Origin of the sequence: Curtobacterium sp. MCBD17_003 (assembly GCF_003234885.2) — a bacterium.
Taxonomy (GTDB): Bacteria; Actinomycetota; Actinomycetes; order Actinomycetales; family Microbacteriaceae; genus Curtobacterium.
The window spans coordinates 1,638,007-1,658,891 of sequence record NZ_CP126275.1 but is presented as its reverse complement, the minus strand read 5'-3'; the positions used below and the strand labels follow the sequence as shown (position 1 = coordinate 1,658,891).

Annotated in this window: 21 protein-coding genes; 13 read left to right on the top strand and 8 right to left on the bottom strand. The window is 72.3% G+C overall.

Going from position 1 to position 20,885, the window contains the following annotated elements; translation table 11 throughout:
• Nucleotides 1–6 precede the first annotated feature (6 nt).
• A complete protein-coding gene (locus DEI88_RS07925; protein WP_111072833.1) occupies nucleotides 7–1,011 on the top strand; it encodes a hypothetical protein in 1,005 nt (334 codons plus the stop codon).
• On the opposite strand, the gene DEI88_RS07920 is transcribed toward DEI88_RS07925, so the two are convergent.
• Complete coding sequence (locus DEI88_RS07920; protein WP_111072834.1) at nucleotides 905–1,459, bottom strand: P-loop NTPase family protein; 555 nt, start codon at nucleotides 1,457–1,459, stop codon at nucleotides 905–907. The genes DEI88_RS07925 and DEI88_RS07920 overlap by 107 nt on opposite strands.
• 129 nt (nucleotides 1,460–1,588) lie before the next feature.
• Here DEI88_RS07920 and DEI88_RS07915 point away from each other — a divergent pair, with 129 nt between their 5' ends.
• Both DEI88_RS07915 and DEI88_RS07910 read left to right on the top strand, forming a co-directional pair.
• Nucleotides 1,589–2,035 carry a hypothetical protein gene (locus tag DEI88_RS07915; RefSeq protein WP_111008981.1) on the top strand — a complete coding sequence of 149 codons (447 nt, stop codon included), beginning with the start codon at nucleotides 1,589–1,591 and terminating at the stop codon, nucleotides 2,033–2,035.
• Nucleotides 2,036–2,328: 293 nt separating this feature from the next.
• A complete protein-coding gene (locus DEI88_RS07910; RefSeq protein WP_111072835.1) occupies nucleotides 2,329–2,781 on the top strand; it encodes a hypothetical protein in 453 nt (150 codons plus the stop codon).
• A 27-nt stretch (nucleotides 2,782–2,808) separates the two neighbouring features.
• Here DEI88_RS07910 and DEI88_RS07905 read toward each other — a convergent pair whose 3' ends face one another.
• On the bottom strand, nucleotides 2,809–4,110 hold the full coding sequence (locus DEI88_RS07905) for an amidohydrolase family protein (RefSeq protein WP_111072836.1): 1,302 nt from the start codon (nucleotides 4,108–4,110) through the stop codon (nucleotides 2,809–2,811).
• A gap of 134 nt (nucleotides 4,111–4,244) precedes the next feature.
• Here DEI88_RS07905 and DEI88_RS07900 point away from each other — a divergent pair, with 134 nt between their 5' ends.
• A complete protein-coding gene (locus tag DEI88_RS07900; protein ID WP_111072837.1) occupies nucleotides 4,245–5,678 on the top strand; it encodes an amidohydrolase family protein in 1,434 nt (477 codons plus the stop codon).
• A 40-nt stretch (nucleotides 5,679–5,718) separates the two neighbouring features.
• Here the strand turns inward: DEI88_RS07900 and DEI88_RS07895 are convergent, their stop codons facing one another.
• Nucleotides 5,719–6,243, bottom strand: coding sequence for an AAA family ATPase (locus DEI88_RS07895; RefSeq protein WP_111072838.1), 525 nt, complete (start codon nucleotides 6,241–6,243; stop codon nucleotides 5,719–5,721).
• A gap of 115 nt (nucleotides 6,244–6,358) precedes the next feature.
• Between DEI88_RS07895 and DEI88_RS07890 the strand changes: the two genes are divergently transcribed.
• Nucleotides 6,359–8,005 (top strand): APC family permease, encoded by a 1,647-nt coding sequence (locus tag DEI88_RS07890; protein WP_111072845.1) that lies wholly within the window; start codon nucleotides 6,359–6,361, stop codon nucleotides 8,003–8,005.
• Between the two features lie 78 nt (nucleotides 8,006–8,083).
• Here the strand turns inward: DEI88_RS07890 and DEI88_RS07885 are convergent, their stop codons facing one another.
• Both DEI88_RS07885 and DEI88_RS07880 read right to left on the bottom strand, forming a co-directional pair.
• The gene (locus tag DEI88_RS07885) at nucleotides 8,084–9,037 is read right to left on the bottom strand and encodes a PDR/VanB family oxidoreductase (protein ID WP_111072839.1); all 954 of its coding nucleotides are present in this window, start codon (nucleotides 9,035–9,037) and stop codon (nucleotides 8,084–8,086) included.
• Nucleotides 9,034–9,663, bottom strand: coding sequence for a helix-turn-helix domain-containing protein (locus DEI88_RS07880; RefSeq protein ID WP_258370156.1), 630 nt, complete (start codon nucleotides 9,661–9,663; stop codon nucleotides 9,034–9,036). Before DEI88_RS07880 ends, DEI88_RS07885 begins: the two co-directional genes overlap by 4 nt.
• A 146-nt stretch (nucleotides 9,664–9,809) precedes the next feature.
• On the opposite strand from DEI88_RS07880, the gene DEI88_RS07875 reads away from it, so the two are divergent.
• The 7 genes from DEI88_RS07875 to DEI88_RS07845 all read left to right on the top strand — a co-directional run bounded on the left by DEI88_RS07875 (nucleotide 9,810) and on the right by DEI88_RS07845 (nucleotide 16,956).
• Nucleotides 9,810–11,129, top strand: coding sequence for an amidohydrolase family protein (locus DEI88_RS07875; RefSeq protein WP_284183593.1), 1,320 nt, complete (start codon nucleotides 9,810–9,812; stop codon nucleotides 11,127–11,129).
• A 33-nt stretch (nucleotides 11,130–11,162) separates the two neighbouring features.
• Nucleotides 11,163–11,930 (top strand): ABC transporter ATP-binding protein, encoded by a 768-nt coding sequence (locus DEI88_RS07870; protein ID WP_258375188.1) that lies wholly within the window; start codon nucleotides 11,163–11,165, stop codon nucleotides 11,928–11,930.
• Complete coding sequence (locus DEI88_RS07865) at nucleotides 11,930–12,799, top strand: ABC transporter permease (protein WP_111011695.1); 870 nt, start codon at nucleotides 11,930–11,932, stop codon at nucleotides 12,797–12,799. Before DEI88_RS07870 ends, DEI88_RS07865 begins: the two co-directional genes overlap by 1 nt.
• Nucleotides 12,800–12,879: 80 nt before the next feature.
• Complete coding sequence (locus DEI88_RS07860) at nucleotides 12,880–14,070, top strand: substrate-binding domain-containing protein (RefSeq protein WP_111014281.1); 1,191 nt, start codon at nucleotides 12,880–12,882, stop codon at nucleotides 14,068–14,070.
• Nucleotides 14,071–14,159: 89 nt separating this feature from the next.
• A complete protein-coding gene (locus tag DEI88_RS07855) occupies nucleotides 14,160–15,554 on the top strand; it encodes an FAD-binding oxidoreductase (RefSeq protein ID WP_111072150.1) in 1,395 nt (464 codons plus the stop codon).
• Nucleotides 15,551–16,336: a creatininase family protein gene (locus DEI88_RS07850; RefSeq protein WP_111008904.1), complete on the top strand. Its 786-nt coding sequence runs from the start codon at nucleotides 15,551–15,553 to the stop codon at nucleotides 16,334–16,336. The genes DEI88_RS07855 and DEI88_RS07850 overlap by 4 nt, the downstream gene beginning before the upstream one ends.
• Nucleotides 16,333–16,956 (top strand): pyridoxine/pyridoxamine 5'-phosphate oxidase, encoded by a 624-nt coding sequence (locus tag DEI88_RS07845; protein WP_111072149.1) that lies wholly within the window; start codon nucleotides 16,333–16,335, stop codon nucleotides 16,954–16,956. The genes DEI88_RS07850 and DEI88_RS07845 overlap by 4 nt, the downstream gene beginning before the upstream one ends.
• A gap of 28 nt (nucleotides 16,957–16,984) precedes the next feature.
• Here DEI88_RS07845 and DEI88_RS07840 read toward each other — a convergent pair whose 3' ends face one another.
• Complete coding sequence (locus DEI88_RS07840; RefSeq protein ID WP_181435147.1) at nucleotides 16,985–17,398, bottom strand: BLUF domain-containing protein; 414 nt, start codon at nucleotides 17,396–17,398, stop codon at nucleotides 16,985–16,987.
• A gap of 270 nt (nucleotides 17,399–17,668) precedes the next feature.
• Here DEI88_RS07840 and DEI88_RS07835 point away from each other — a divergent pair, with 270 nt between their 5' ends.
• Nucleotides 17,669–18,586, top strand: a complete 918-nt coding sequence (locus tag DEI88_RS07835) for an NmrA family NAD(P)-binding protein (RefSeq protein ID WP_111072147.1) — start codon at nucleotides 17,669–17,671, stop codon at nucleotides 18,584–18,586.
• A 52-nt stretch (nucleotides 18,587–18,638) separates the two neighbouring features.
• Here DEI88_RS07835 and DEI88_RS07830 read toward each other — a convergent pair whose 3' ends face one another.
• Both DEI88_RS07830 and DEI88_RS07825 read right to left on the bottom strand, forming a co-directional pair.
• Complete coding sequence (locus DEI88_RS07830; protein WP_146246072.1) at nucleotides 18,639–18,953, bottom strand: hypothetical protein; 315 nt, start codon at nucleotides 18,951–18,953, stop codon at nucleotides 18,639–18,641.
• A gap of 248 nt (nucleotides 18,954–19,201) precedes the next feature.
• Nucleotides 19,202–20,728 (bottom strand): glycoside hydrolase family 16 protein, encoded by a 1,527-nt coding sequence (locus DEI88_RS07825; protein ID WP_181441236.1) that lies wholly within the window; start codon nucleotides 20,726–20,728, stop codon nucleotides 19,202–19,204.
• Nucleotides 20,729–20,885 lie beyond the last annotated feature (157 nt).

Here is a 20,885-nt window from a genome sequence, read left to right as displayed (position 1 = left end):
CCTCGGATGACCGTCGCACCGACCAGCCGGAGCCGCACGACCGCACTCGCCGTCGGTGCCGGATCCGCCGCGGTCGGGTTGCTGCCGTGGATCATCACCGGCATGCGGCTGCCGCTGCAGAACCTCTGGGCGACCGACGTGACCTCGCCGCACCAGATGCCGATCGCGCTCCTGCCGTTCAGCCAGTACGACGTCGCGCTCATGGCGTCGATGCTCGTCGTGGGCGGCGCACTCGCCGGCGTGCTGTTCCGCGCCGTGCGCGTGCCACGGACGATCGGCACGGTGCTGGCCGCGCTGATCGGCGTGTTCGCGCTCGACCTCGTCGCGGTCGTCGAGTCGGCCGTCGTCACGGGGGTCGGACTCCGTCGGCCGACGGGGTACGTGGCGACGTTCGTCACCCCGGAGCAGGTCTACCTGTTCGGGTTGGTGGTCATCGCGCTGTCGGCGACCGTGGTCGCACTCGTCGCCTGTTCGCTCGTCGTCGCTGTTCCGGCCCCCGGGCCCGTGATCGGCATCGCGCTCGCCGCGGCGACGCTGACGGACTGGGCCGACGCACTCGTCGTCCGGCCGACCACGGCACCGCCGACCTGGTCCGCGGATCTGCTGTCCGTGTCCCACCTGCTGCCCGGGCTGGCGGTCGGTGTCGCGGTCGGCTCGTTCTGGCAGCGCCCGTTCGGTCGGCAGATCGTCGGGGCCGTCGTCGCGTTCGGGCTGGCGTGGATCGGACCGACCTCGATCGCGGCGCTGACCGGCGCGCTCGGGTCCCGCGCGCTGCTCACGGTGCCGAGCGAGTTCGCGGACTTCGCGGTCCTCCTGTTCACCACCGAGGCACGGTCGTGGCAGGTGTGGGGTGGGGTCCTGATCGGCGTCGTCGTCGCCGTCGCGCTGATCGTCGTGCGGTCCGTCAGAGCGCGAGCGACCGCAACCACGCGTCCGCCTGGCGCTGCGAGCGGAGACGGACGACACGGAGCTGCGGCCAGTCGCGCTCAGCGGCGACGACGTTCGCTCTGATCCGTGCGCGGCCCTTCCAGCCCCAGCGGATGATGTGCTCGGGGTTCCCGAAGAACGTCCGCAGCGGCGGTTCGACGTTGCCGTTCCAGAGCTCGACGCGTCGCACCGACCGTCGCATCGTCCGCAGCACGAGGCGGGACATGTGCAGGAGCACCGGGTAGTCGAGCGCGACGAGCGTGTCCGCACGCGAGACCACGAGGTCGCCGAGTTGCGACGTGTACGCCCACTCGGTGACCCACCTCGGTTCGCGCGTGAACGCGTCGCCCGCCTCGACGAAGTCGGGTCGGGGCGTCCAGCCCGGACCGTGGAAGAGCGCGTCGACCTCGGTGTGCGGCAACCCGGCGACGCGTTCGATCTGCTGCGCGAAGGTGGTCTTGCCCGCGCCGGACGGCCCGGCGACCAGGACGCGCTGGGGCGGCGGGGTCAGGCGGTCGGAGGAGTCGAGCACATCCCGACCCTGGACAAGGGCGCCGCTTCCTCGTCCTCGCGGATCTGGCGCCGTCTCCCGCCACCTCGCTGGTCGGGATGCCAGGATGACCTACGGCACGTCGCACCGGCGGCGGTCGGGAAGGCAACGATGTCGAAGCGGACGTACGCGCAGCACCTCCAGGCGATGATCGAGCGCGCCGGGTCCCTCACGGCGCAGGAGGCCGAGGCGCTCGGTCGCCTGTGGAAGGCCGACGAGGACATCGTGCTGCCCGAGCCGAGCTGGGCGTTCGAGATCCAGGGGGGCATCGACGTCCCCGTCGTCACGAACGTGCAGCTCGTCGCCGCCTGGGAGCACGCGCTCCACGCTGCGGGTACCGCGGGCCGAGTCGACGAGATCGAAGCCGCGCAGGACGCCGGCCGTGCGGCTGCACGCGACCTCCGTCACATCCACGACGACGAACTCGCCGAGGACGGCGCGCAGGAAGCCGTCCGTTCCGCGGTACTCGCGGCCGGCGTCCGCGACCTGATCCCGGACGACGAGTACCAGACGCTCACCACGGCGTGGCGGCGCGTGCTCGGCGAGCTGCCCGCCTGAGCTGCTTCGCCATGAACCACCGGTGAGACGGTCATGACGGGAGATTCTCCGTCACCTCGGTGGCCACCGTCCGAGCCGTACGCGACACTCCGGCGTGGTGACCCCTGCTCGGTCTGCCCGGGTCCGGACCGCCGCCACGCCGGTGCTGAAGGGTCGCCCCGACCTCCGCGGGTCGGCAGACTGACCCGGTGTCATCGCTCGACCCTGGTCCGGCCCTGCATCGTCGGCACACGCGATCGGGCCGCCACTCCGGCGAGCTCTCCCGGCTTCCGCTCGTTCTCACGATCGCGGCGATGACCGTCTACACACTGCTCCTCGCGGCCGGCGTGTTCCTCGCTCTCACAGCGGTGCAGGAGCACGCCGCACTCGATGAACCGGTTCACTGGGGCACGTATCGCGAGACGCTCTGGGAGTGCACGCTGGGTCGCGAAGGCAGGACCTGCACCTCGACCGGGACATGGACGAGCGACGACGGAGGCACGGTAGCGCACGACGTCGAGTTCGACGGGTTCGATGACGACGACGGGGCCCACCCCGGCGATGCCGTGCGCGCGGGCTACCGGACGTTCGACGCGGATGACGACGGCCTGCCTGCCACGGTCTGGGACGAAGAGGGGATCGACCAGACGTGGATTCCCCCAGCGGTGCTCGCGCTGGGGTTCCCAGCGTTCGCGGTGGTGCTCGCCGGTCAGTGGGGCGACCTCCAGCGCCTCGCGGAGCGCTGGCGCCGGCGATCTCATCGGTAGGCGCGCCTGAGGCCGATGCCGATCCGGTCAGGCGACCACCGCAGGCGTCCGAGCCAACCGCTCCCGCAGCCGGGCCGCCAGCTCGCGCTCGTCGGCGCCCACGAGCCTCCCGTCCCGGACGACGACGCGGCCGCCGACGACGACGTGCCGTGGACGGCGACCGGGTGACGCCCAGAGGAGGCCCGCGACCGGGTCGTCGACGCCGGCATCGGCGACGCCCGAGACGTCCCACACGCAGAGATCACCGGCGGTCCCGGCACCCAGGTGACCGAGTTCCGGCCGACCGAGACCGGCGGCGGACCCGGCGGTCGCCATCCCGAGCACCTGGCGGGCCGGGAGCTGCGGGCCGACGAGCGCGGACACCTGCATGGCCAGACGGGCGTCGGCGAGCAGGTGGCCGGCGTCGTTGCTCCCGCCACCGCTCGTCCCGAGTCCGACGGCGATCCCGGCGTCGGCGAGGCGGGCGACCGGCGCGATCCCCCAGCCCATCGGCACGTCGCAGCCCGGCGCGTGCGTCGCGGTGACACCGGCCGCGGCGAGTCGGGTGATCTCGTCGTCCGTGACGTCGCACAGATGCGCGATGGTGACGTCCGGTGCGAGCCAGCCCCACTCCTCCAGGAGGTCGAGGGGGCGTCGGCCGTACCGCTCGAGCGCGATCGCGGTGTCCACCTGTTCGTTCGCCTGCGTCCGCCGCCGGAGGCGGTGGCGCGCGGCGACCTCGCCGAGTGCCAGGAAGGTCTCGCGCGCGTCGGAGTGCACGCCCGCCGGCCCGACCGCGATCTGGAGGCGACCGTCCGGGTCGACGCCGCCCACGGCCTCCAGGTCGAGCAGGGCGCCGACGATCGCGTCGGCCGACGCCGCGGCCTGCTCCGGGTCGTCACGAGCGGAGCCGCGGACGAAGACGAGTCGGCCGCCGAGTGCGCGGACGGCGTCGGCCGTCGCCCGCGCGAGCGCGACGGTGTCCTCGGGCGTGGCGTCGGTGGGCCAGTTGAGGTGGTGGTCGGCGATGGTCGTCACGCCACTCAGGAGGCCCTCGGCGGCTCCCACGGTCGCCGCCAGTCCGTACAGCTCGGGGTCGTGCCCCGCTCGTCCGTAGGCGGCGGCCATCGCGGGGAGCCAGTCCGCCATCGGGACCCCACGCGTTCCGGGCAGGGTACGGAACGCCGTCTGCAACAGATGGTGGTGTGCGTTCACGAGTCCGGGCGTGACGACGCAGCCCGTCGCGTCGAGGGTGGAGGACTCCGCGTGGCCGTCCTCGAGGACGACGTCGCCGCCGCGCTCCGTGCCGGGATCGACGAGGACACGGACGGCGCCGGTGACGGTGAGCATGGGGCCGTTGTAGCAGCGCAGTGTTTCCGGGCGGTGGCGGTGTGTTTCGGCGCGATGACGAGGGGGCGGGACCCGCCGACGCTCGTGACCGACCGGAAACATCCCCGGAACACGTCGCCCCTAGGGTCACAGGCATGGCCCAGACCCTGATCCGTGGCGGGTGGGTGCTCACCGGAGCGCCCGAGTCCGTCCCCGTCGCCGGTGTCCCCGCACACTCCGACGCCTCGCCGACGCCCGCCGCGATCCGTGACGGTGCCGTCCTCGTCGACGGCGATCGCATCGCGGCGGTCGGCACCTACGACGACCTGCGGGCGGCGAACCCACACGCGGTCGTCCGCGGCGGGGCGTACGACATCGTGACGCCCGGGTTCGTGAACACGCACGGGCACTTCAGCGAGGGGCTCATCACCGGCATCGGCTCGCAGTACACGCTGTGGGAGTGGCTGCAGGAGCTCATCGCACCCGTCAACCCGGTCATGACGCGGGACAAGGCGTACGCGGGGACGATGCTCCAGGGCATCCAGATGCTCCGCAGCGGCGTGACGACGGCGAACGACATGTTCTGCTCGGACCCGATCCCGGGCGACCCCGCCACGCCGGGCGTCGTCCAGGCGCTCGACGAGCTGGGGCTCCGCGGCGTGCTCTCGTTCGGGTCCGGTGACGTCGACCGGGACTTCGGGCCCGCGCCGATCCTCGACGAACTCCGTGTGCTCGAGGAGGCCACCGCCGCGAGCCGGTACAGCTCGTTCCGCGTCGGGATCTCCTCCATCGGCCGCTACACGGACGCCGCGTGGGAGCAGCACATCGGGTACGCGGTGGACGGCGGCCACGGCATCCACATCCACATCCACGAGGTGCGCGAGGAGGTCACCGCGGCGCGACAGCGCACCGGCAAGACCGTCGTCGGGCACGCGGCGGCCACCGGCATGTTCGCCGTCCCCGTGATCGCCGCGCACAGCGTGTGGGTGGACCGGGAGGACCGGCAGCTCTACGCGGACCACGGCGTCGGCGTCGCACACAACCCGGTCGCGAACGGCATCCTGGCGAGCGGCATCGCGCCCGTCGCCGAACTCCGCGCCCTGGGCGTCCCGGTCGGCATCGGCGTGGACGGTCCCGCCTCGAACGACTCCCAGGACTTCCTGCACGCGATGAAGACCGCGGCGCTGCTCGCCCGGATCCGCGATCTGCAGGCGACCGCGATGAGCGCCCGCGAAGCGTTCGAGATGGGCACCATCGGCGGCGCCCGGGCACTGCGGATGGACGGCGAGATCGGCTCGCTCGAGCCCGGCAAGCGCGCGGACGTCGTCGTGTTCGACGGCGACAGCCCGGCGCTGGCGAACGTGCACGACCCCTACCAGGCGGTCGTGTTCGTCGCCGGGAGCCGCGAGGTCAAGGACGTGTGGGTCGACGGCGAGCTGAGCCTCGCCGATGGCGAGGTCACGCGCGTCGATCCGGCCGAGGCCGTCGCGCGGGCTCGGCCGCTGGCCCAGCAGCTCGTCGCCGAGGCGGGGTTGTCCCGGCTGTCCGCGCTCGGCGGGGCCCCGCTCGAGGGCACGGAGCGGCCTTGAATCGGGAGGCCCGTGGGCACGGGTCCGCAGGCCTCCGGCCCTAGCCGGCGCGGACCGCTGCGGCGATCCGCTGCGCCGCCTGCGTCGGGTCGATGTGCGTCGTGTCGACCACCTCCGCCTCGGCGTGGAGCCAGGTGCGAGCGGCCTCGGCGTAGGGCTCCAGGCGCGAGAAGCGGAACGTCGACGGGCCGAGGACCGGGTCGTTCTGGATCCGGTCGCGGATCGTCTCCCGGTCGGCGTGCAGGACGAAGTGGCGGACCGGGATGTCATGCGCGGCGAGGCCGTCGCTGATCTCGCGCCAGTACCGCTCGACCAGGACGGTCATCGGCATGACGAGGATCCCACCGGTGTACTGCAGCACGCGTCGGGCGGTATCGACGACGAGCGGTCGCCAGGGCGCCCAGTGCTGGAAGTCGTCGGTCGCCGGGAGGCCCGGTCGGATGTCCATGAGGACCTCACCGACCTTCTCGGCGTCGAGGACGCGCGCGTCCGGGAGCATCTGCTGCACGAGCGCGCTCGTCGTCGTCTTCCCCACACCGTGGGTGCCGTTGATCCACACGATCATGCGCGGGACTGTACCGGTCGCACATGCCGACACGGACCTCCCGGACGTCGGCGCGCCGTGGTCCACGGGCGGCTCGAGTCGTGCCAACCGACGTGGATCGGGGTACGACGGGTGCATGGTCAGCGCGAGTCCGGTCCCCCAGCCCGCCACGAGCGAGGACAGCCACCTCAAGCAGCGGCTCGGCTACTGGTCCCTGGTCGCCACGGGAATCGGCAGCGTCATCGGTTCCGGCTGGCTGTTCTCCGCGATGTACGCCGCACAGACGGCGGGGCCGGCAGCGCTCATCGCGTGGGTGATCGGCGGCGCGGTCATGCTCGCGGTCGCACTCGTGTTCGCCGAACTCGGCATGGTGCACCCGGAATCCGGTGGGCTGGTCCGGTACCCGCTGTACTCGAACGGGCGCTTCGCCGCGAGCATCGTGGGCTGGAGCATGTGGGTCACCTACGTCGCGAACCCGCCGACCGAAGCGTCCGGGGTCGTCCAGTACGCCAGCTCGTACATCCCCGGGCTCTTCCGCCACGGTCAGCTGACGTTCCCCGGGATCCTCGTCGCCATCGGCCTCATGGCGGTGTTCGTCGTCGTCAACTACTTCGGTGTGCAGTTCTTCGCACGCAGCAACAACATCGTCACCGCGGTCAAGATCTGCATCCCGACGCTCACGATCGTCATGCTGTTCGCGAGCGGGTTCACGCACAGCGGTGGGGCGGGTGGCACGCACAACTTCGCCGCCGGCGGCGGGTTCGCCCCGTACGGCATCGGCGCGGCCCTCGGCACCATCGCGACCGCGGGCATGGTGTTCGCCTACACCGGCTTCCGCAACATCGTCGAGCTGTCGGGCGAGGCCCGGAACCCGCACCGGAACATCCCGGCCTCACTCGTCACGACGATCCTCGCGGCGATCGCGCTCTACCTGCTGCTGCAGCTCGCGTTCATCTTCGGCGTGCCGCAGCACCTGCTCGGCAAGGGCTGGAGCGGCATCGACTTCAACTCGCCCTTCGCGCAGCTCGCCATGCTCCTGGGTATGACCTGGCTGTACTGGGTCCTCATCGCCGACTCCATGGTGTCGCCGTCGGGGTCGGGCATCGTCTTCACGGCGTCGAACGCGCGCAACATGTTCGGCCTGGCGAAGAACCGGTTCTTCCCCTCGTGGTTCGCCAAGGTGCACCCGGGATCCGGCGTGCCGCGGCGGGCGCTCATCACGAACTTCCTGGTGGGCATCCTGTTCCTGCTCCCCCTGCCGAGCTGGCACGCGATCATCGGCGTGACGGGCACGCTCATCGCGTTCACGTTCTCGATCGGCTCGGTGTCGCTCGTCGCGTTCCGGCGGTCGGGTCTGGCGGACCGCGCGGCACGCCTGCCCGGGATGTCGGTGATCGCGCCGTTCGCGTTCGTCGTGAGCGCGCTCGTCATCTACTGGGTGCCGTGGTCCGAGCTGGTCCTCACCATCCCGATCATCGTCGTCGGACTCATCTGGTACGCGGTCACGTACGCCCTGCAGCACCACGGTGCGGGTGAGGTCGTCGGCGGCATCTGGCTCGTCGCGTACCTCGCCGTCGTCTACGGCATGTCGGCGATCGGGAGCTTCGGCGGCCTCGGCCTCATCGGGGCGCCGTGGGACTCCGTCGTGCTCGCGGTGCTCGCGGCCGGCCTGTACGTGTGGGGCACGCAGTCCGGGATTCGCTACATGCGCTCGCGTCCCGAACTCGTCGACGAGCTCCGCGCGCAGCGGATCGACGCGGCGCCGTCCCCGTCACAGCCGTAGGGCGCGCGCGGACGACGAGCGCGCCGAGCAGCGACAGCGCAGTCGTCGTCGGCGCGCGCCCCCCGGCAGCGATGGGCCCTACAGGTCGAGCACGAGCCGGGGGCAGCCGCCGCGCGCCCGCGAGACGCAGATCATCATCGTCCGCCCCTCGGCGTGCTCCTCGGCGCTGAGCACGGTGTCCCGGTGCTCGATCTCCCCCTCGAGCACGGGGGTCTCGCAGGTGCCGCACGTGCCCTCGCGGCACGACGACAGCACGAGCACGCCGGCGTCCTCGACGACGTCGAGCAGCGACCGGTCGGGAGGCACGGTGACGGTGATCCCCGACAGCGCCAGTTCCGCCTCGAACGGCTCCCCCGGTGCGGTGGCGTCGTCGGCGGCCGTGAACCGCTCGACGCGGACGGCGTCGGGGCCACGGTGGGCGCCGGCCGCCACGACCGCGTCCACGAGCGCCCGCGGCCCGCACGCGTAGACGACCGCGTCCGAGGGTCCCGCGAGCAGGCCCGGCACGTCGAGCCGGGTGCCCTCGTCGCCCGGGTACAGCCGGACCTGGGCCGGGTGCGCTGCGGCGAGGTCCCCCGCGAACGCCATCCCCGCCCGGTCCCGTCCCGCGTAGTGCAGGGTCCACGGGGTGCCATCGGCCTCGGCCAGGGCGATCATCGGCAGGATCGGTGTGATCCCGATGCCGCCGGCCACGAACACCGCCGGCCGTGCGGGGTCGAACGCGAAGTGGTTGCGCGGACCGCGGACGGCCACGGTCTCGCCGGGCACGAGGACGTCGTGCACGGCGGCGGATCCCCCGCGGCCCTCCTGCTCGCGGAGGACGGCGACGCGCCAGTGCCCGTCCGCGGTCGTGGCGACGAGGGAGTACTGCCGCTCGAGCCCGGGCCGCACCTCGAGGTCGACGTGCGCCCCCGGGGTCCACGCGGGCAGCGGTGCCGCGTCCACCGGAGCGAGGTCGAGGGTGACGACGTCCCGGGCCACCGCGGTCCTGGCCGCGACCCGGACGGCGATGCGGGCCTCCTGCGCGCTCATGCTGCACCTCCGGTCGGCGCGGGCGTCTGCTTGACGACGATGAGGTGGAACCGCTCGCCGTCGGCGCTGCACCATCGGTGCGGCGTGCCGCCGCGGTAGTACGCGGAGTCGCCGACGCCGAGCCGCGTCACGTCCCCGGCGAGGTCGAGGAGCACCGCCCCGGCCACGACGGTGAGGAACTCGTCCTCGTGGTGTTCGTAGTGCTCGCCGGGATCGGTGTCCGCGCCGATCCACTCGAGGGGCTCGAACGCGTGGCTGCCGCCGTGCACGAGCAGGCGGGCCGATCCCAGGGCGAACGGGCTCCGGGCACCCTCGTGGGCGCGGACGACCTCGGGGCGCGGGTCGTCGGGCTCGCGGAGCTGCGGGTCACCGGCGGCGAGCAGCGCGACCTGGCTCGTCCCGAGCGCGCCGGCGATGCGGTCGAGCGACACCATGCTCGCTCGGGTGTGCCCGCGCTCGAGCTGGCTGAGGAACGAGTGCGACAGTCCGCTCCGGTCGGCGAGCTGCACGAGCGTCAGGGACCGGCCACGTCGGAGTTCGCGGATGTGCTGGCCGATCCGGCGGGCCTGCTCGTCGACGACGCGCGTGCCGGCGGCGTCGGGGTCGACGACCTCGGTGGTGACCACGGGCTCCTCCATCGTGCTGGCCGCTGCGGGCGGCGTCGCGGGTCGTTACATGCGGCAACGGGGGCGAAACGCGCGGGAAACGTGGCCGCCCTAGCATCGGCGATGTTGATGCGATCAACATTTTGGCACACGAGCGGAGGGATCCCGTGAGCGCGACACTGCCCCGGCCACTGGCACTCCTGCGCCACGGACTGCTGCCCGACGGGCGCCGTGTCGACGTCGCGATCGAGGGCGGCACGGTGTCCGAGGTCGCCCCGGCCGGCACGCTCACGGCGGACGCCGACGCCACACTCGACCTCGAGGGGCGTCTGCTCCTCTCGGCCCCCGCGGAGCCCCACGCGCACCTCGACAAGGCGCTGAGCTTCGACCGGATCCGACCCCCGCTCGGTGACCTCGGCTCGGCCATCGGCGCCTGGATCGCCCACGCGGCGGACATGACCGTCGACGACATCGCCGACCGGGCCCGCACCCAGGCCCTCGCGATGCTCGCCACGGGCACGACCGCGGTCCGCACGCACGTCGACGTGCTCAGCGGCGACGGAACGGCCACGACCGACCAGGCCACCCGCGGCGCACGAGCGCTGCTCCGGGTGCGGCGTGAACTCGCCGGCCTCATGGACATCGAGCTCGTCGCACTCGCCGGTCACCGCGCGCCGGACGCGCACGTCGAAGCGGTGCTCGACCTCGGGGTGGACCTCGTCGGCGGTGCCCCGCACCTCGCCGACGACCCGGACGCCGATCTCGACCGCCTCCTCGCGATCGCGGCGCGGCGCGGACTCGGCGTCGACATGCACGCCGACGAGAGCCTCGACGGGCCGGTCACGCTCGACCGCTACGCGCGGACGGTGCGGGACTGGCCACGGGACCGGGAGTACTCAGCGGGACACTGCGTGCGTCTCGGCACCCTGTCGCCGCAGCGCCGCGCCGAGGTGATCGAGGACGTGCTCGCCGCGGACCTCGGCGTCATCACACTCCCGATCACGAACCTGTACCTGCAGGGCTGGCAGCACCCGGTGTCGACGCCGCGCGGTCTGACGGCGCTCCGGGCGCTCCTCGACGCCGGCGTCCGGGTGGCGGCCGGAGCGGACAACGTGCGGGACCCGTTCAACCCGGTCGGGCGGTCGGACGCGCTCGAGACCGCCTCGCTGCTCGTGACCGCGGGACACCTCACGCCGGAGGAGGCGTACCGGCTCGTCAGCGACGGCGCCCGCAGTGTCATGGGCCTCCCGCCCGCCGGGGCAGTGCCGGGTGCGCGGGCCGAGTTCCTGGCCATCGCCGCGTCGAGCCTCATCGAGGCCGTCGCCGAGGCCCCCGCGGACCGGCTCGTCGTCGCGCACGGCCGGCTCGTCGCGGTCACCGAGGTCCACCGCTCCGTCGCCGCGCCCACCCCCGCGCCGACCGCCCCCGGCGACACCGTTCCCGCCGACACCACCCCCGCAACCGCCACCCCGGCACCCACCGCCTGACCCAGCCCGATCCACCAGAACGAAGAGGTAGCCGTGACCACCACCGCACCCGCGCCCGTCACGTCGACGGACACGCTGCTCGACTTCGGGAACGTCGAGATGACGTTCCCGAACGGGACCATCGCCCTCCAGGGCGTCGACCTGACGGTCGACCGCGGCGAGTTCGTGTCCGTCGTCGGTCCGTCCGGCTGCGGCAAGTCGACCCTCCTCCGGATCGCCTCCGGACTCGAGACCGCGTCCGACGGGACCGCGTCGGTCGGGGCCTCCCGGATCGGGTACGTGTTCCAGGACGCGACCCTGCTCCCCTGGCGCACCGTGCAGGGGAACGCGGAGCTGCTCGCGGAACTCGGCCACGTCGGCAAGGCGGAGCGGGCCGAGAAGGCGCGCCGGGCGATCGACCTCGTCGGACTGAACGGGTTCGAGACGAACCTGCCGAAGCAGCTGTCGGGCGGCATGCGGATGCGCGTGTCCCTCGCCCGGTCGCTCACCCTCGACCCGGAGCTGTTCCTGTTCGACGAGCCCTTCGGCGCGCTCGACGAGATCACGCGCGAGCGCCTCAACGACGAGCTGCTCCGCCTGTTCGTCGAACAGCGCTTCGCCGGGCTGTTCATCACGCACTCGGTGTCCGAGGCGGTCTACCTGTCGACGAAGGTCATCGTCATGTCCGGCCGTCCCGGCACGGTCGTCCGACGCTTCGACGTCCCGTTCCCGATGCCACGGGACCCGGACATCCGCTTCACGCCCGAGTTCGCCGAACTCGTCGGCGAGGTCTCGCACGCGCTCCGGGAAGGACACCGCTGATGGTCACGCTGCAGGAGGTCGCCGAGACCCGCACCGCCCGGGCGGCCGCCCGTCAGACACGCAGCAGGACACGGCCCGCCGTCATGTGGTGGCAACCGGTGGCCGTGTTCGTCGTCCTCATCGCCCTCTGGTACGTCGCCGCGACGTACTACGACAAGGCGAAGAACCTGGCGTTCCTCGTCCCCTACCCGCACCTCGTCGCCAAGGCGATCGTCTGGGACACGAGTCCCGACGGCACGCCCTCCGGGTTCGACGGGCAGCTGTGGCAGGCGCTCGCGCGGACGGCCCTGGTGTCCCTGACCGGGCTCGCGATCGCGATCGTCATCGGCGTCGTCTGGGCGATGCTCATGGCGCAGGCGAAGTGGCTCGAGAACTCGCTGTACCCGTACGCCGTCGTGCTCCAGTGCGTGCCGATCCTGGCGCTCGTCCCGCTGATCGGTGCCCTGTTCGGGTACGAGTTCGCCAGCCGCGTCATCGTCACCGTGATGATCGCGCTGTTCCCGATGGTGTCGAACACGCTGTTCGGTCTGCAGTCGGCCGACCGCGGGGCGCGCGAGCTGTTCCGGCTCCAGCAGGCCGGCCGCGGCGCCCAGCTGCTCAAGCTGCAGATCCCCGCCGCCCTGCCGTCGATCTTCGTCGGACTGCGGACGTCGGCCGGGCTCTCGGTGATCGGCGCGATCGTCGGCGACCAGTTCTTCCAGCGCGGCAACCCGGGCCTCGGAGTCCTCATCCAGGTGACCGCGTCGCGGCTCATGGGCCCCGAGCTCTACGCGACGATCATCGTCGCCTCGCTGTTCGGCGTCGCCGTGTTCCTCGTCTTCGGCCTCATCGGGCGTCTCGCCGTCGGCCGCTGGCACGACTTCGGCTGAGTTCCCGCCCCCATCGTCTCCCCCTCCCACCACACCCTGCACCCCGCACCACCCCGACCTGCACCACGAACGGAGCACCCATGCGCAGCAGAACCCGTCTCGGCGTCGTCGCCGCAGCCCTCGGCGTCACCGCCCTCGCCCTCACCGGCTGTTCGACGAGCACGTCGGACAGCGCCGGCGCCGCGACCACGTCGTCCGCCGCGAAGGGCCCGGCCGTCGACCTGTCCGGCGTCTGCCCCTCGACCGTCGTCGTCCAGACGGACTGGAACCCCGAAGCCGACCACGGGCACCTCTACCAGATGCTCGGGGCGAACCCGAAGATCGACGCCTCGGGCAAGTCCGTCACGGGCGACCTCATGGCGAACGGCAAGTCGACGGGTGTGCAGCTCGAGATCCGCGCGGGCGGTCCCGCGATCGGCTACTCCACGGTGAGCTCGCAGATGTACCAGGACAAGTCGATCACGCTCGGCTACGTCTCCACGGACGAGGCCGTCGAGTTCTCCGGCAACCTGCCCACCACCGCGGTGTTCGCCGAGAACGACGAGTCGCCCATGGTCCTCATGTGGGACCCGGCGACGTACAAGAGCGTCGACAGCATCAAGAGCCTCGGCAAGGCGCTCAAGGCCAAGGGCGGCGTCGTCCGCTACTTCAGCGGCGCCGCGTACATGACCTACCTGGCACAGGCGGGCTACCTGCCGACGAGCGTCCAGGACGGCAGCTACGACGGCACGCCGTCGAAGTTCGTGACCGCAGGCGGCAAGGACGCGCAGCAGGGCTTCGCGACCGCCGAGCCGTACATCTACCAGCACGAGGTGGCGGCCTGGGGCAAGAAGCTCGACTCCTCGCTCGTCTCGAGCACGGGGTGGAACCCCTACCCCGAGACCATGTCCGTCCGCTCGGGCGACCTGGCGAAGCTCACCCCGTGCCTGAAGAAGCTCGTGCCGGTCATGCAGCAGGCCGACGTGGACTACTTCAAGAACCCGACACCGACGAACGACCTCATCGACACGCTCGTGCAGGACTACAACAACGGCTGGACCTACGACGCCAAGGTCGGTGCGTTCGCCGTCCAGCAGATGAAGAAGCTCAAGGTCGCCACGGACGGCAGCAACGGCTACGTCGGCGACATGGACGCCAGCCGGCTGAACTCGTTCATCACCAAGGCGGCGCCGATCTTCGAGAAGTCCGGCGGCCACGTCCAGTCGGGGCTCACGGCCGACGACCTGTACACCAACCAGTTCATCGACAAGAAGATCGGGTTCGGCTTCTAGCCGACCCACCGGCCGGGAGGCGCGTGCCGGCCCCGCACCGCGCCTCCCGGCCGCCCACCCCACGCCACCCCACCAGCAAGGAGCCCCACATGCCCGCCACCCCCGCCGCCCTCGAGGCGTTGCGGCTCGACCTGGTCGACCTGCTCGGTGACCGCGGCGTCAGTGCCGACCCGAAGACCCGCGAGCGCGCGTCGGTCGACGAGGCGACGATGAGCCCGATCCTCACCGAGCAGCTGCCCCTCGGCCTCGCCGACCTCGTCGCCTACCCGGCCAGTGCCGACGCGATCGCGCAGACGGTGCAGGCGGCGGCACGGCACGGCGTCCCGGTGACGACGCGCGGCAAGGGCACCGGCAACTACGGGCAGGGCATCCCGCTCGACGGCGGTCTCGTGCTCGACACCTCGCGTGCCCGCGCGGTCGTCGAGGTCGGGGACGGCGTCATCACGGCCGAGGCCGGCACCCCGATGGTGATGATGGAGCAGGCCGCGGCCGCGCAGGGCCAGCAGCTGTGGATGTACCCGTCCACCGCGCAGTCGACGATCGGCGGCTTCCTGTCCGGCGGCTCGGGCGGGACCGGGTCGATCTCCCACGGCTCGAACTGGGAGGGATTCGTCACCGCCCTCGACATCGCGCTCCCGGGTGAGGACGGCCTCCTCCACGTCGAGGGGGACGAGGCCCAGACGTTCGTGCACACCTACGGCACCGCCGGGGTCATCGCGCGGGCCACGGTCCGGCTCGAGCCGCTGCAGGACTGGCGCGCGGTCTACGCGAGCTTCCCGACGTTCGAGCGGGCCCTGACCGCCGTCCGGACGCTCCGCGGTCTGACGCCCGCGCCCCGGCTCGTCAGCGCGGACCGTGCCGAGATCGCCGCCACGCTCCCGAAGGACACGCCCGTGGTGGCGGGTGCGGCGAGCCTGCGCGGCATCATCGACGCCACCGCGCTCGAGGACGCGACCGGGCTCATCGAGGTCGCCGGCGGCACGGTCGTCGAGGTCCGCGAGGGCCTGCAGCAGACCACGAAGGTGTCGATGCTCTCGTACAACCACCCGATCTGGTGGCTCAAGCGGAACACGCCCGACACCGTGTACTTCCACGTCGAGGTCGGCGGCGAGGCGCTCATCGACCGGATCGCCGACGTCGAGGGCGTCTACCCGGGCGGCATGCTCCACATCGAGGCCGCCCACCGGTTCCCGATCGGCATGCTCACCGCGCCGTACACCGGAGCCGACGACGTGTACGCCGGGTACCCGCTGCTCGAGGCCCTCGGCGTGCGGGTGCACAGCCCGCACCAGTACTACGTCGACCACGGCGTCGAGGACCTCGTGGCGCTCAAGCAGCGGACCGATCCCGACGGCGTGCTCAATCCCGGACACATCGTCGACCCTGCGCTCGTCGACCCCGCGCTCGTCGTGACGGGCGGCTCGACGGCCTCGGCGCAGCCCGCGTCGGCCGCCTCGACCGGCATTCCGGGGTTCGGCAAGTGAGCACGCGCAAGCTCGCCGAGCTGCCCGGGCCGGACGTCGCCGCCCGGTTCGGCCCGGACACGATCGTCGTGCAGCCGACCGGCGCGGTCGAGCACCACGGCCCGCACCTGCCGCTCGTCACCGACTTCCTGCTCGCCGACCACATCGGCGGCGCAGCGGTCGAGCGAGCGGCCGACGAGGGCCTCGACGTCTGGCAACTGCCGACCCTGGCGTTCACGAAGTCCGACGAGCACAGCTGGGCTCCCGGTACCGTCTGGCTCGACGCCGACACGATGTTCGACACGGTCGTCCAGATCGGGCGGGCGGTCGCGCTCATGGGCGCCGGGACGCTCGTGTTCGCGAACGGCCACGGCGGCAACACGGCACTCCTCCAGGTGGCGCTCCGCGAGATCCGCCGACGGACGGGGCTGAAGACGTTCCTCATGCCGACGCTCGCCCGTGTCCCGGGACCCGACGGCGAGGACGCCGACGAGCGCGGCCTCGGCATCCACGGCGGTGCCGCGGAGACGTCGATGATCCTGCACCTGCGTCCGGACCTCGTGGACCTCGCCCGAGCGGACCGCTGGGTGCCGGACCACATCGCCGACTTCGAGCGCATCGCGTTCAACGGCGGCCCGGTCAGCTTCGGCTGGCTCTCGAACGACTTCGGCACGCCCGGTGTGGTCGGGGACGCCAGCCGTGCGAGCGCGGAGTACGGGAAGCTCCTGTGGGACGTGTCGCTCGACCAGGCCGTCGCGTCCCTGCACGAGATCGCCAGGTTCGACCCCGCGGTCCCGCGGTGACGGACGGGGGCGTCGTCGTCGGCGGGCTCGCCCACGGCGCCGACGCGGACGACGACGTCCCCGTGGACCCGCTCGCGCTCGCCGCGCGCTGGCTGCCGGCGCCCGGATCCGGTGTGACCCCGACCATGACGTTGTCGACGATCGGGCTCGACGGCTACCCCGCCGCGCGCACGGTCCTCATGTCCCTGTTCGACGGCCGTCGCGTGCACTTCCACACCGACAGCCGCAGCCGGAAGGCCGCCGAGATCGCCGCGGTGCCCCGTGCCACCGTGACGCTCGTCTGGCCCGAGCTGGCCCGGCAACTCGTCGTCACCGGCGACGTCGAGCGCGTCACCGACCGGGAGGCCCGGGACGCCTACATCGCGCGGAGTCGCTACCTGCAGGTGCTCGCCTGGCTCAACGACGACGACCTCGCCGCGGTCGAGGCCGACCACCGCCGGACGCGCTGGGCTGCCTTCGACGCCGACCGCCCCGACCTGGATCCGCCGACCACGTGGGCCGGCTACGCGATCACCCCGGTGCGGATGGTGTTCTGGCGCGGCGCCGCGGATGCACCGAGCAACCGGCTCCGCTACGACCGGACGGACGCCGGTTGGGCGGTCGCACGCGCCGCGGGCTGATCCAGGGCCATGCCGCCGGTCACCGGCATCAGGTGAACGACGGACGCTTCCGGAACCACTCGACCAGGGCACGACCGCGCGACGCGTTCCGGTGCTCGTCCCGACCGGCCACGGTCAGGTCGGAGAACCCCGCGACCGCGGTCATGTCCGCGTCCGCCGGCTGGAACGCCATCGACCACCCGGGGAACGCCCGTTCGTCGAGCGGGTCCTCGCAGAGCAGCCGCACGTCCGTGTGTCGGGGGTCCCGCCGGATCACCTCGAACCGCTCGCGCACGGCGTCGTCCGGGCCCTCGAGGACCTGGATGAACCGGCCGTCGCGGTGTGCCAGGACCCCGGTGATCTCGAGCGCCGTGTTGCGGGTGCGCGCGTCGGTGAGGATCGCGGACAACTCGTCGTCCGAGAGCGGTCGGACACTCGTGCTCATGTAGACCAGGGACAGCATGGGGATCCTCATTCCGGGCGGGGCGGCCTCGATCCGCCGGTCGGCCCGCGAACCACGGCCGCCACGACGGTGCTCCGCCAGTGAATCCGCACCGCGGTCCGCCGCACAAGCCCCGCCTTCGGGGCCCAGGGCGCCGGCGGTCCCCGCGCGGTAGCCTCCGGGGTGTGCCATCGACGGCGCGGCCCGTCGAGCACCATTCCGGCCGTCACCGTCCCGTCGATCGCCGTCGGCGTCCGGCACGTCCGCGCGACCACCAGGAGCAGCACCGCCATGACCCGAACCGTCCTCGTCGCCGGAGCCACCGGTGACCTCGGTCACCGCATCGTCCGTGCGCTCCTGGAGCGGGACGTGCGGGTCCGCGTCCTCACCCGTCCGGGCAGCACCGCCGCCGACGAGCGGTACGGGTCCGACGACCGCGTCGAGGTCGTCGCCGCTGCGTACTCCCACCGGGAGGCCCTGACCCGCGCGGTCGCGGGTGTCGAGTCGGTCGTCTCCGCCGTGAGCGGCGTGCGCCCCGTCATCGTCGACGCGCAGCGCGCGCTGCTCGCGGCCGCGGTCGCCGCGGGCGTGCCCCGGTTCGTCCCGTCGGACTACTCCTCGGACTACCGCCGCATCGCGGTGGGCAGCAACCGCAACTTCGAGCTCCGCCGTGAGTTCGCGGCGGACGTGGACGCCGCGCCGATCCGGGCGACCTCCGTCCTCAACGGCGCGTTCACGGACATGCTCACCGGGCAGGCGCCGATGATCGCGTTCGGGCGCCACCGCGTCATGTACTGGTCGTCACCCGACCAGGTGCTCGACTTCACCACTAAGGACGACGTCGCCCGTGTGACCGCGCTCGTGGCCCTCGACGAGGACGCACCGCGTGTCGTCGAGGTCGCTGGCGACCGCGTCTCCGCCCGGGACGTCGCCCGCACGCTCACCGAACTGACCGGCACGCCCTTCGGGCTGCAGTGGGCCGGCACCACCGGGTCCCTGTCCGTCATGAGCAAGGTGGTCCGTCGGCTGTCCCGGAGCGACCAGGACACGTTCCCGGCGTGGCAGGGGATGCAGTACTTCGTGAGCATGTTCAGCGGGCAGGCGCAGCTCCGCCACGTCGACAACGACCGCTACGGGCCGTACCCGTGGACCACGGTGCGCGACGTGCTCGCCGACCACCTGGCGGCGGACGAGGCGCGCGTGGCCTGAGCGGGCCTCCCGGGCGCCCCTGCTGAGCCGCGGACCGCGTGCGCGGGCGCGCTCAGAGGACCACATCGCACACGACCGTCGGCGGTGGTGCACCGTCGTGCCGCGCGGCGTACGCGCGCAGCGTCGCGGCCTTGCCGCCCCCGGTCGACGCGAGCCGCTCGAGGTGCGGGAGCAACCAGCGCGACGCGTCGTCCTCGTCGAGGCGGTCCGCGAAGTGCTGGAGGAACTCGTCCACGCACCACACCGCCGTGTGCGAGGTGTCGCCCTCGCACTCGGAGTACGAGACGAGCCGTTCGTCGAACGCGATCCAGACCCTCCGTTCGCACGCCGCGTCACCGGGGACCGGCGTGCGCATCCACTCGGCCACTCGGTGGAACAGCGTCGGCTGCACCGGCTGCGGCAGTCCCTGCCCGTTCGGACGGGTCGGATGTCGCGGACGGGACGAACGCGACCGACCCCCGGACGCGATCGACCCCGGGACACTACGGATCGACATGGGCCCTCCCCCACGGGCACACGGAACCACCGGATGCCCGTCACGATCCTAGAGCGGGAGGACGAAAAGTGACGAATCCACCGCTTTGGCTCGTGCTCGGAGGGCCGCCAGGAGCGTCGTCACTTCCAGATGCTGACCCAGTCGACGTCCACGTGTCCGGTCGCCGTGGCCGGGACGGCGCCCTCACCGATCCAGGTCTCCGCCTGCAGGGTGAGCCGGAAGGCGGTGGTCGGGACGGCGTTCGCCACGGAGTCGACGAGGGTGCCGTCCCAGGAGAACCGGACGACGCCGTGGTCCCACTCGGTGGTCGCGGTGTGCCAACCCGTCGTGTCGGACCCGGCGTACTTGGTGACGGCTGGCGCGAAGCTCATCCGCCCGTTCGCGTAGGTACCCGGGATGGCGGACGCAGGGCGCGGGGTGCCGCCCAGGTCCGCCTCGGGCCAGTCGATCTCGCCTTCGTTCCAGTTGTCGTCCTCGGGCCAGAGGATGCCGACGAACTTGTAGCCGGGGGTCTTCGTCGTCTTGTAGCGGACCGAGACGCGGCCCGTGGTCAACGGCAGGTAGTTGTCCGGGACGACCGTGGAGACGAGCGGCTGTCCGTTCTCGCTGTGCAGATCGAAGTCCAGCTCGCCGCCGGACACGGACAGGACCTTGTTCGGCGCGTACTGCCCGAGCCCCGACGTGTCCCTCGAGCCGTCGTACGCGGACAGGTCGTGGTACGTCGACAGCACCGTGCCGACCGCGGCGGGGGTCGTGAAGTCCTGCGCGTACGCCTGCTTCCACACGCGACCGTTCGACGTCACGTCGCCCTTCGGCATCGCCACCCCGGACGGGCTGGTGGTGACGTTCGCGCCGCTCACCGGTGCCGGTGCCGTGCCCGTGGCGGTGATCGTGACCGTCTTGCACCCGAGCGCGGTGTTCGAACCCGCGCCGGTGTTCACCGCGGTGACGCACACCGACTGCGCTCCGGACTTCGACGTCGTCAGGCTGCCGGAGTAGCCGTGGTCCCCGCTGACGTGCCTGACCCGGTCGACGTCGGCTCGGACGCCGGTGGCCTGCAGGCTGCCGACAGCCGTGCCACCCACGGTCACGGTGACACTGTTGCTCGCAGCCGCGCTGGTCGGGTCGTAGGTCCACCCCGCGACGCTCACGGTACCCGCACCGCCCGACGCCGTGTCGAACGCGCCGACCGGGTTCGCGGCGGTGATCGTGACGGTCTTGCAGCCGAGGGTCGTGTCGGTCCCCGCGCCCGTGTTCACCGCCGTGACGCAGACCGACTGCGCACCCGTCTTCGCGGTGGTGAGGGTCCCGGAGAACCCGTGGTTCCCGCTGACATGCCTGACCCGGTCGACGTCCGCTCGGACCCCGGTGGCCCGGAGCGTTCCGACGTTCGTGCCGCCGACGGTGACGGTGACGCTGTTGCTCGACGCCGCGCTGCTCGGGTCGTCGGTCCACCCGGCGACGGTGACCGCGCCCGCACCGCCCGATGCCGTGTCGAACGCGCCCACGGGGTTCTGCGTGGCCGCGTTCGCCGGCTCGACACTCGCACCCACGGCGAGGGCGGCGAGGGCGACGGCCACGGTCGCGGCGAAGGCACGCGTCATGGTCCGGAGGCGGACGGGGTGACGGGATCCCGAGCGGGGCATGACGTTCCTGACGACGTGGTTCGGCGCGGTCGTGCGTCGGGTCACACGGGGGCAGAGGAACGTGCGTCGGGTGCACACGTGCGGAGCTGTTGCCCATGACAACAGGTTCGGCGGCGCGCGCGTAGTGCCCAGTTCGGGGGCTTCCGGACGCATTCGG

Coding starts and splice junctions, on each gene's coding strand:
- DEI88_RS07925 (WP_111072833.1), top strand. CDS start 7: ATGACCGTCGCACCGACCAGCCGGAGCCGCACGACCGCACTCGCCGTC.
- DEI88_RS07915 (WP_111008981.1), top strand. CDS start 1,589: ATGTCGAAGCGGACGTACGCGCAGCACCTCCAGGCGATGATCGAGCGC.
- DEI88_RS07910 (WP_111072835.1), top strand. CDS start 2,329: ATGACCGTCTACACACTGCTCCTCGCGGCCGGCGTGTTCCTCGCTCTC.
- DEI88_RS07905 (WP_111072836.1), bottom strand. CDS start 4,110: ATGCTCACCGTCACCGGCGCCGTCCGTGTCCTCGTCGATCCCGGCACG.
- DEI88_RS07900 (WP_111072837.1), top strand. CDS start 4,245: ATGGCCCAGACCCTGATCCGTGGCGGGTGGGTGCTCACCGGAGCGCCC.
- DEI88_RS07895 (WP_111072838.1), bottom strand. CDS start 6,243: ATGATCGTGTGGATCAACGGCACCCACGGTGTGGGGAAGACGACGACG.
- DEI88_RS07890 (WP_111072845.1), top strand. CDS start 6,359: ATGGTCAGCGCGAGTCCGGTCCCCCAGCCCGCCACGAGCGAGGACAGC.
- DEI88_RS07885 (WP_111072839.1), bottom strand. CDS start 9,037: ATGAGCGCGCAGGAGGCCCGCATCGCCGTCCGGGTCGCGGCCAGGACC.
- DEI88_RS07865 (WP_111011695.1), top strand. CDS start 11,930: ATGGTCACGCTGCAGGAGGTCGCCGAGACCCGCACCGCCCGGGCGGCC.
- DEI88_RS07860 (WP_111014281.1), top strand. CDS start 12,880: ATGCGCAGCAGAACCCGTCTCGGCGTCGTCGCCGCAGCCCTCGGCGTC.
- DEI88_RS07855 (WP_111072150.1), top strand. CDS start 14,160: ATGCCCGCCACCCCCGCCGCCCTCGAGGCGTTGCGGCTCGACCTGGTC.
- DEI88_RS07840 (WP_181435147.1), bottom strand. CDS start 17,398: ATGCTGTCCCTGGTCTACATGAGCACGAGTGTCCGACCGCTCTCGGAC.
- DEI88_RS07835 (WP_111072147.1), top strand. CDS start 17,669: ATGACCCGAACCGTCCTCGTCGCCGGAGCCACCGGTGACCTCGGTCAC.
- DEI88_RS07825 (WP_181441236.1), bottom strand. CDS start 20,728: ATGCCCCGCTCGGGATCCCGTCACCCCGTCCGCCTCCGGACCATGACG.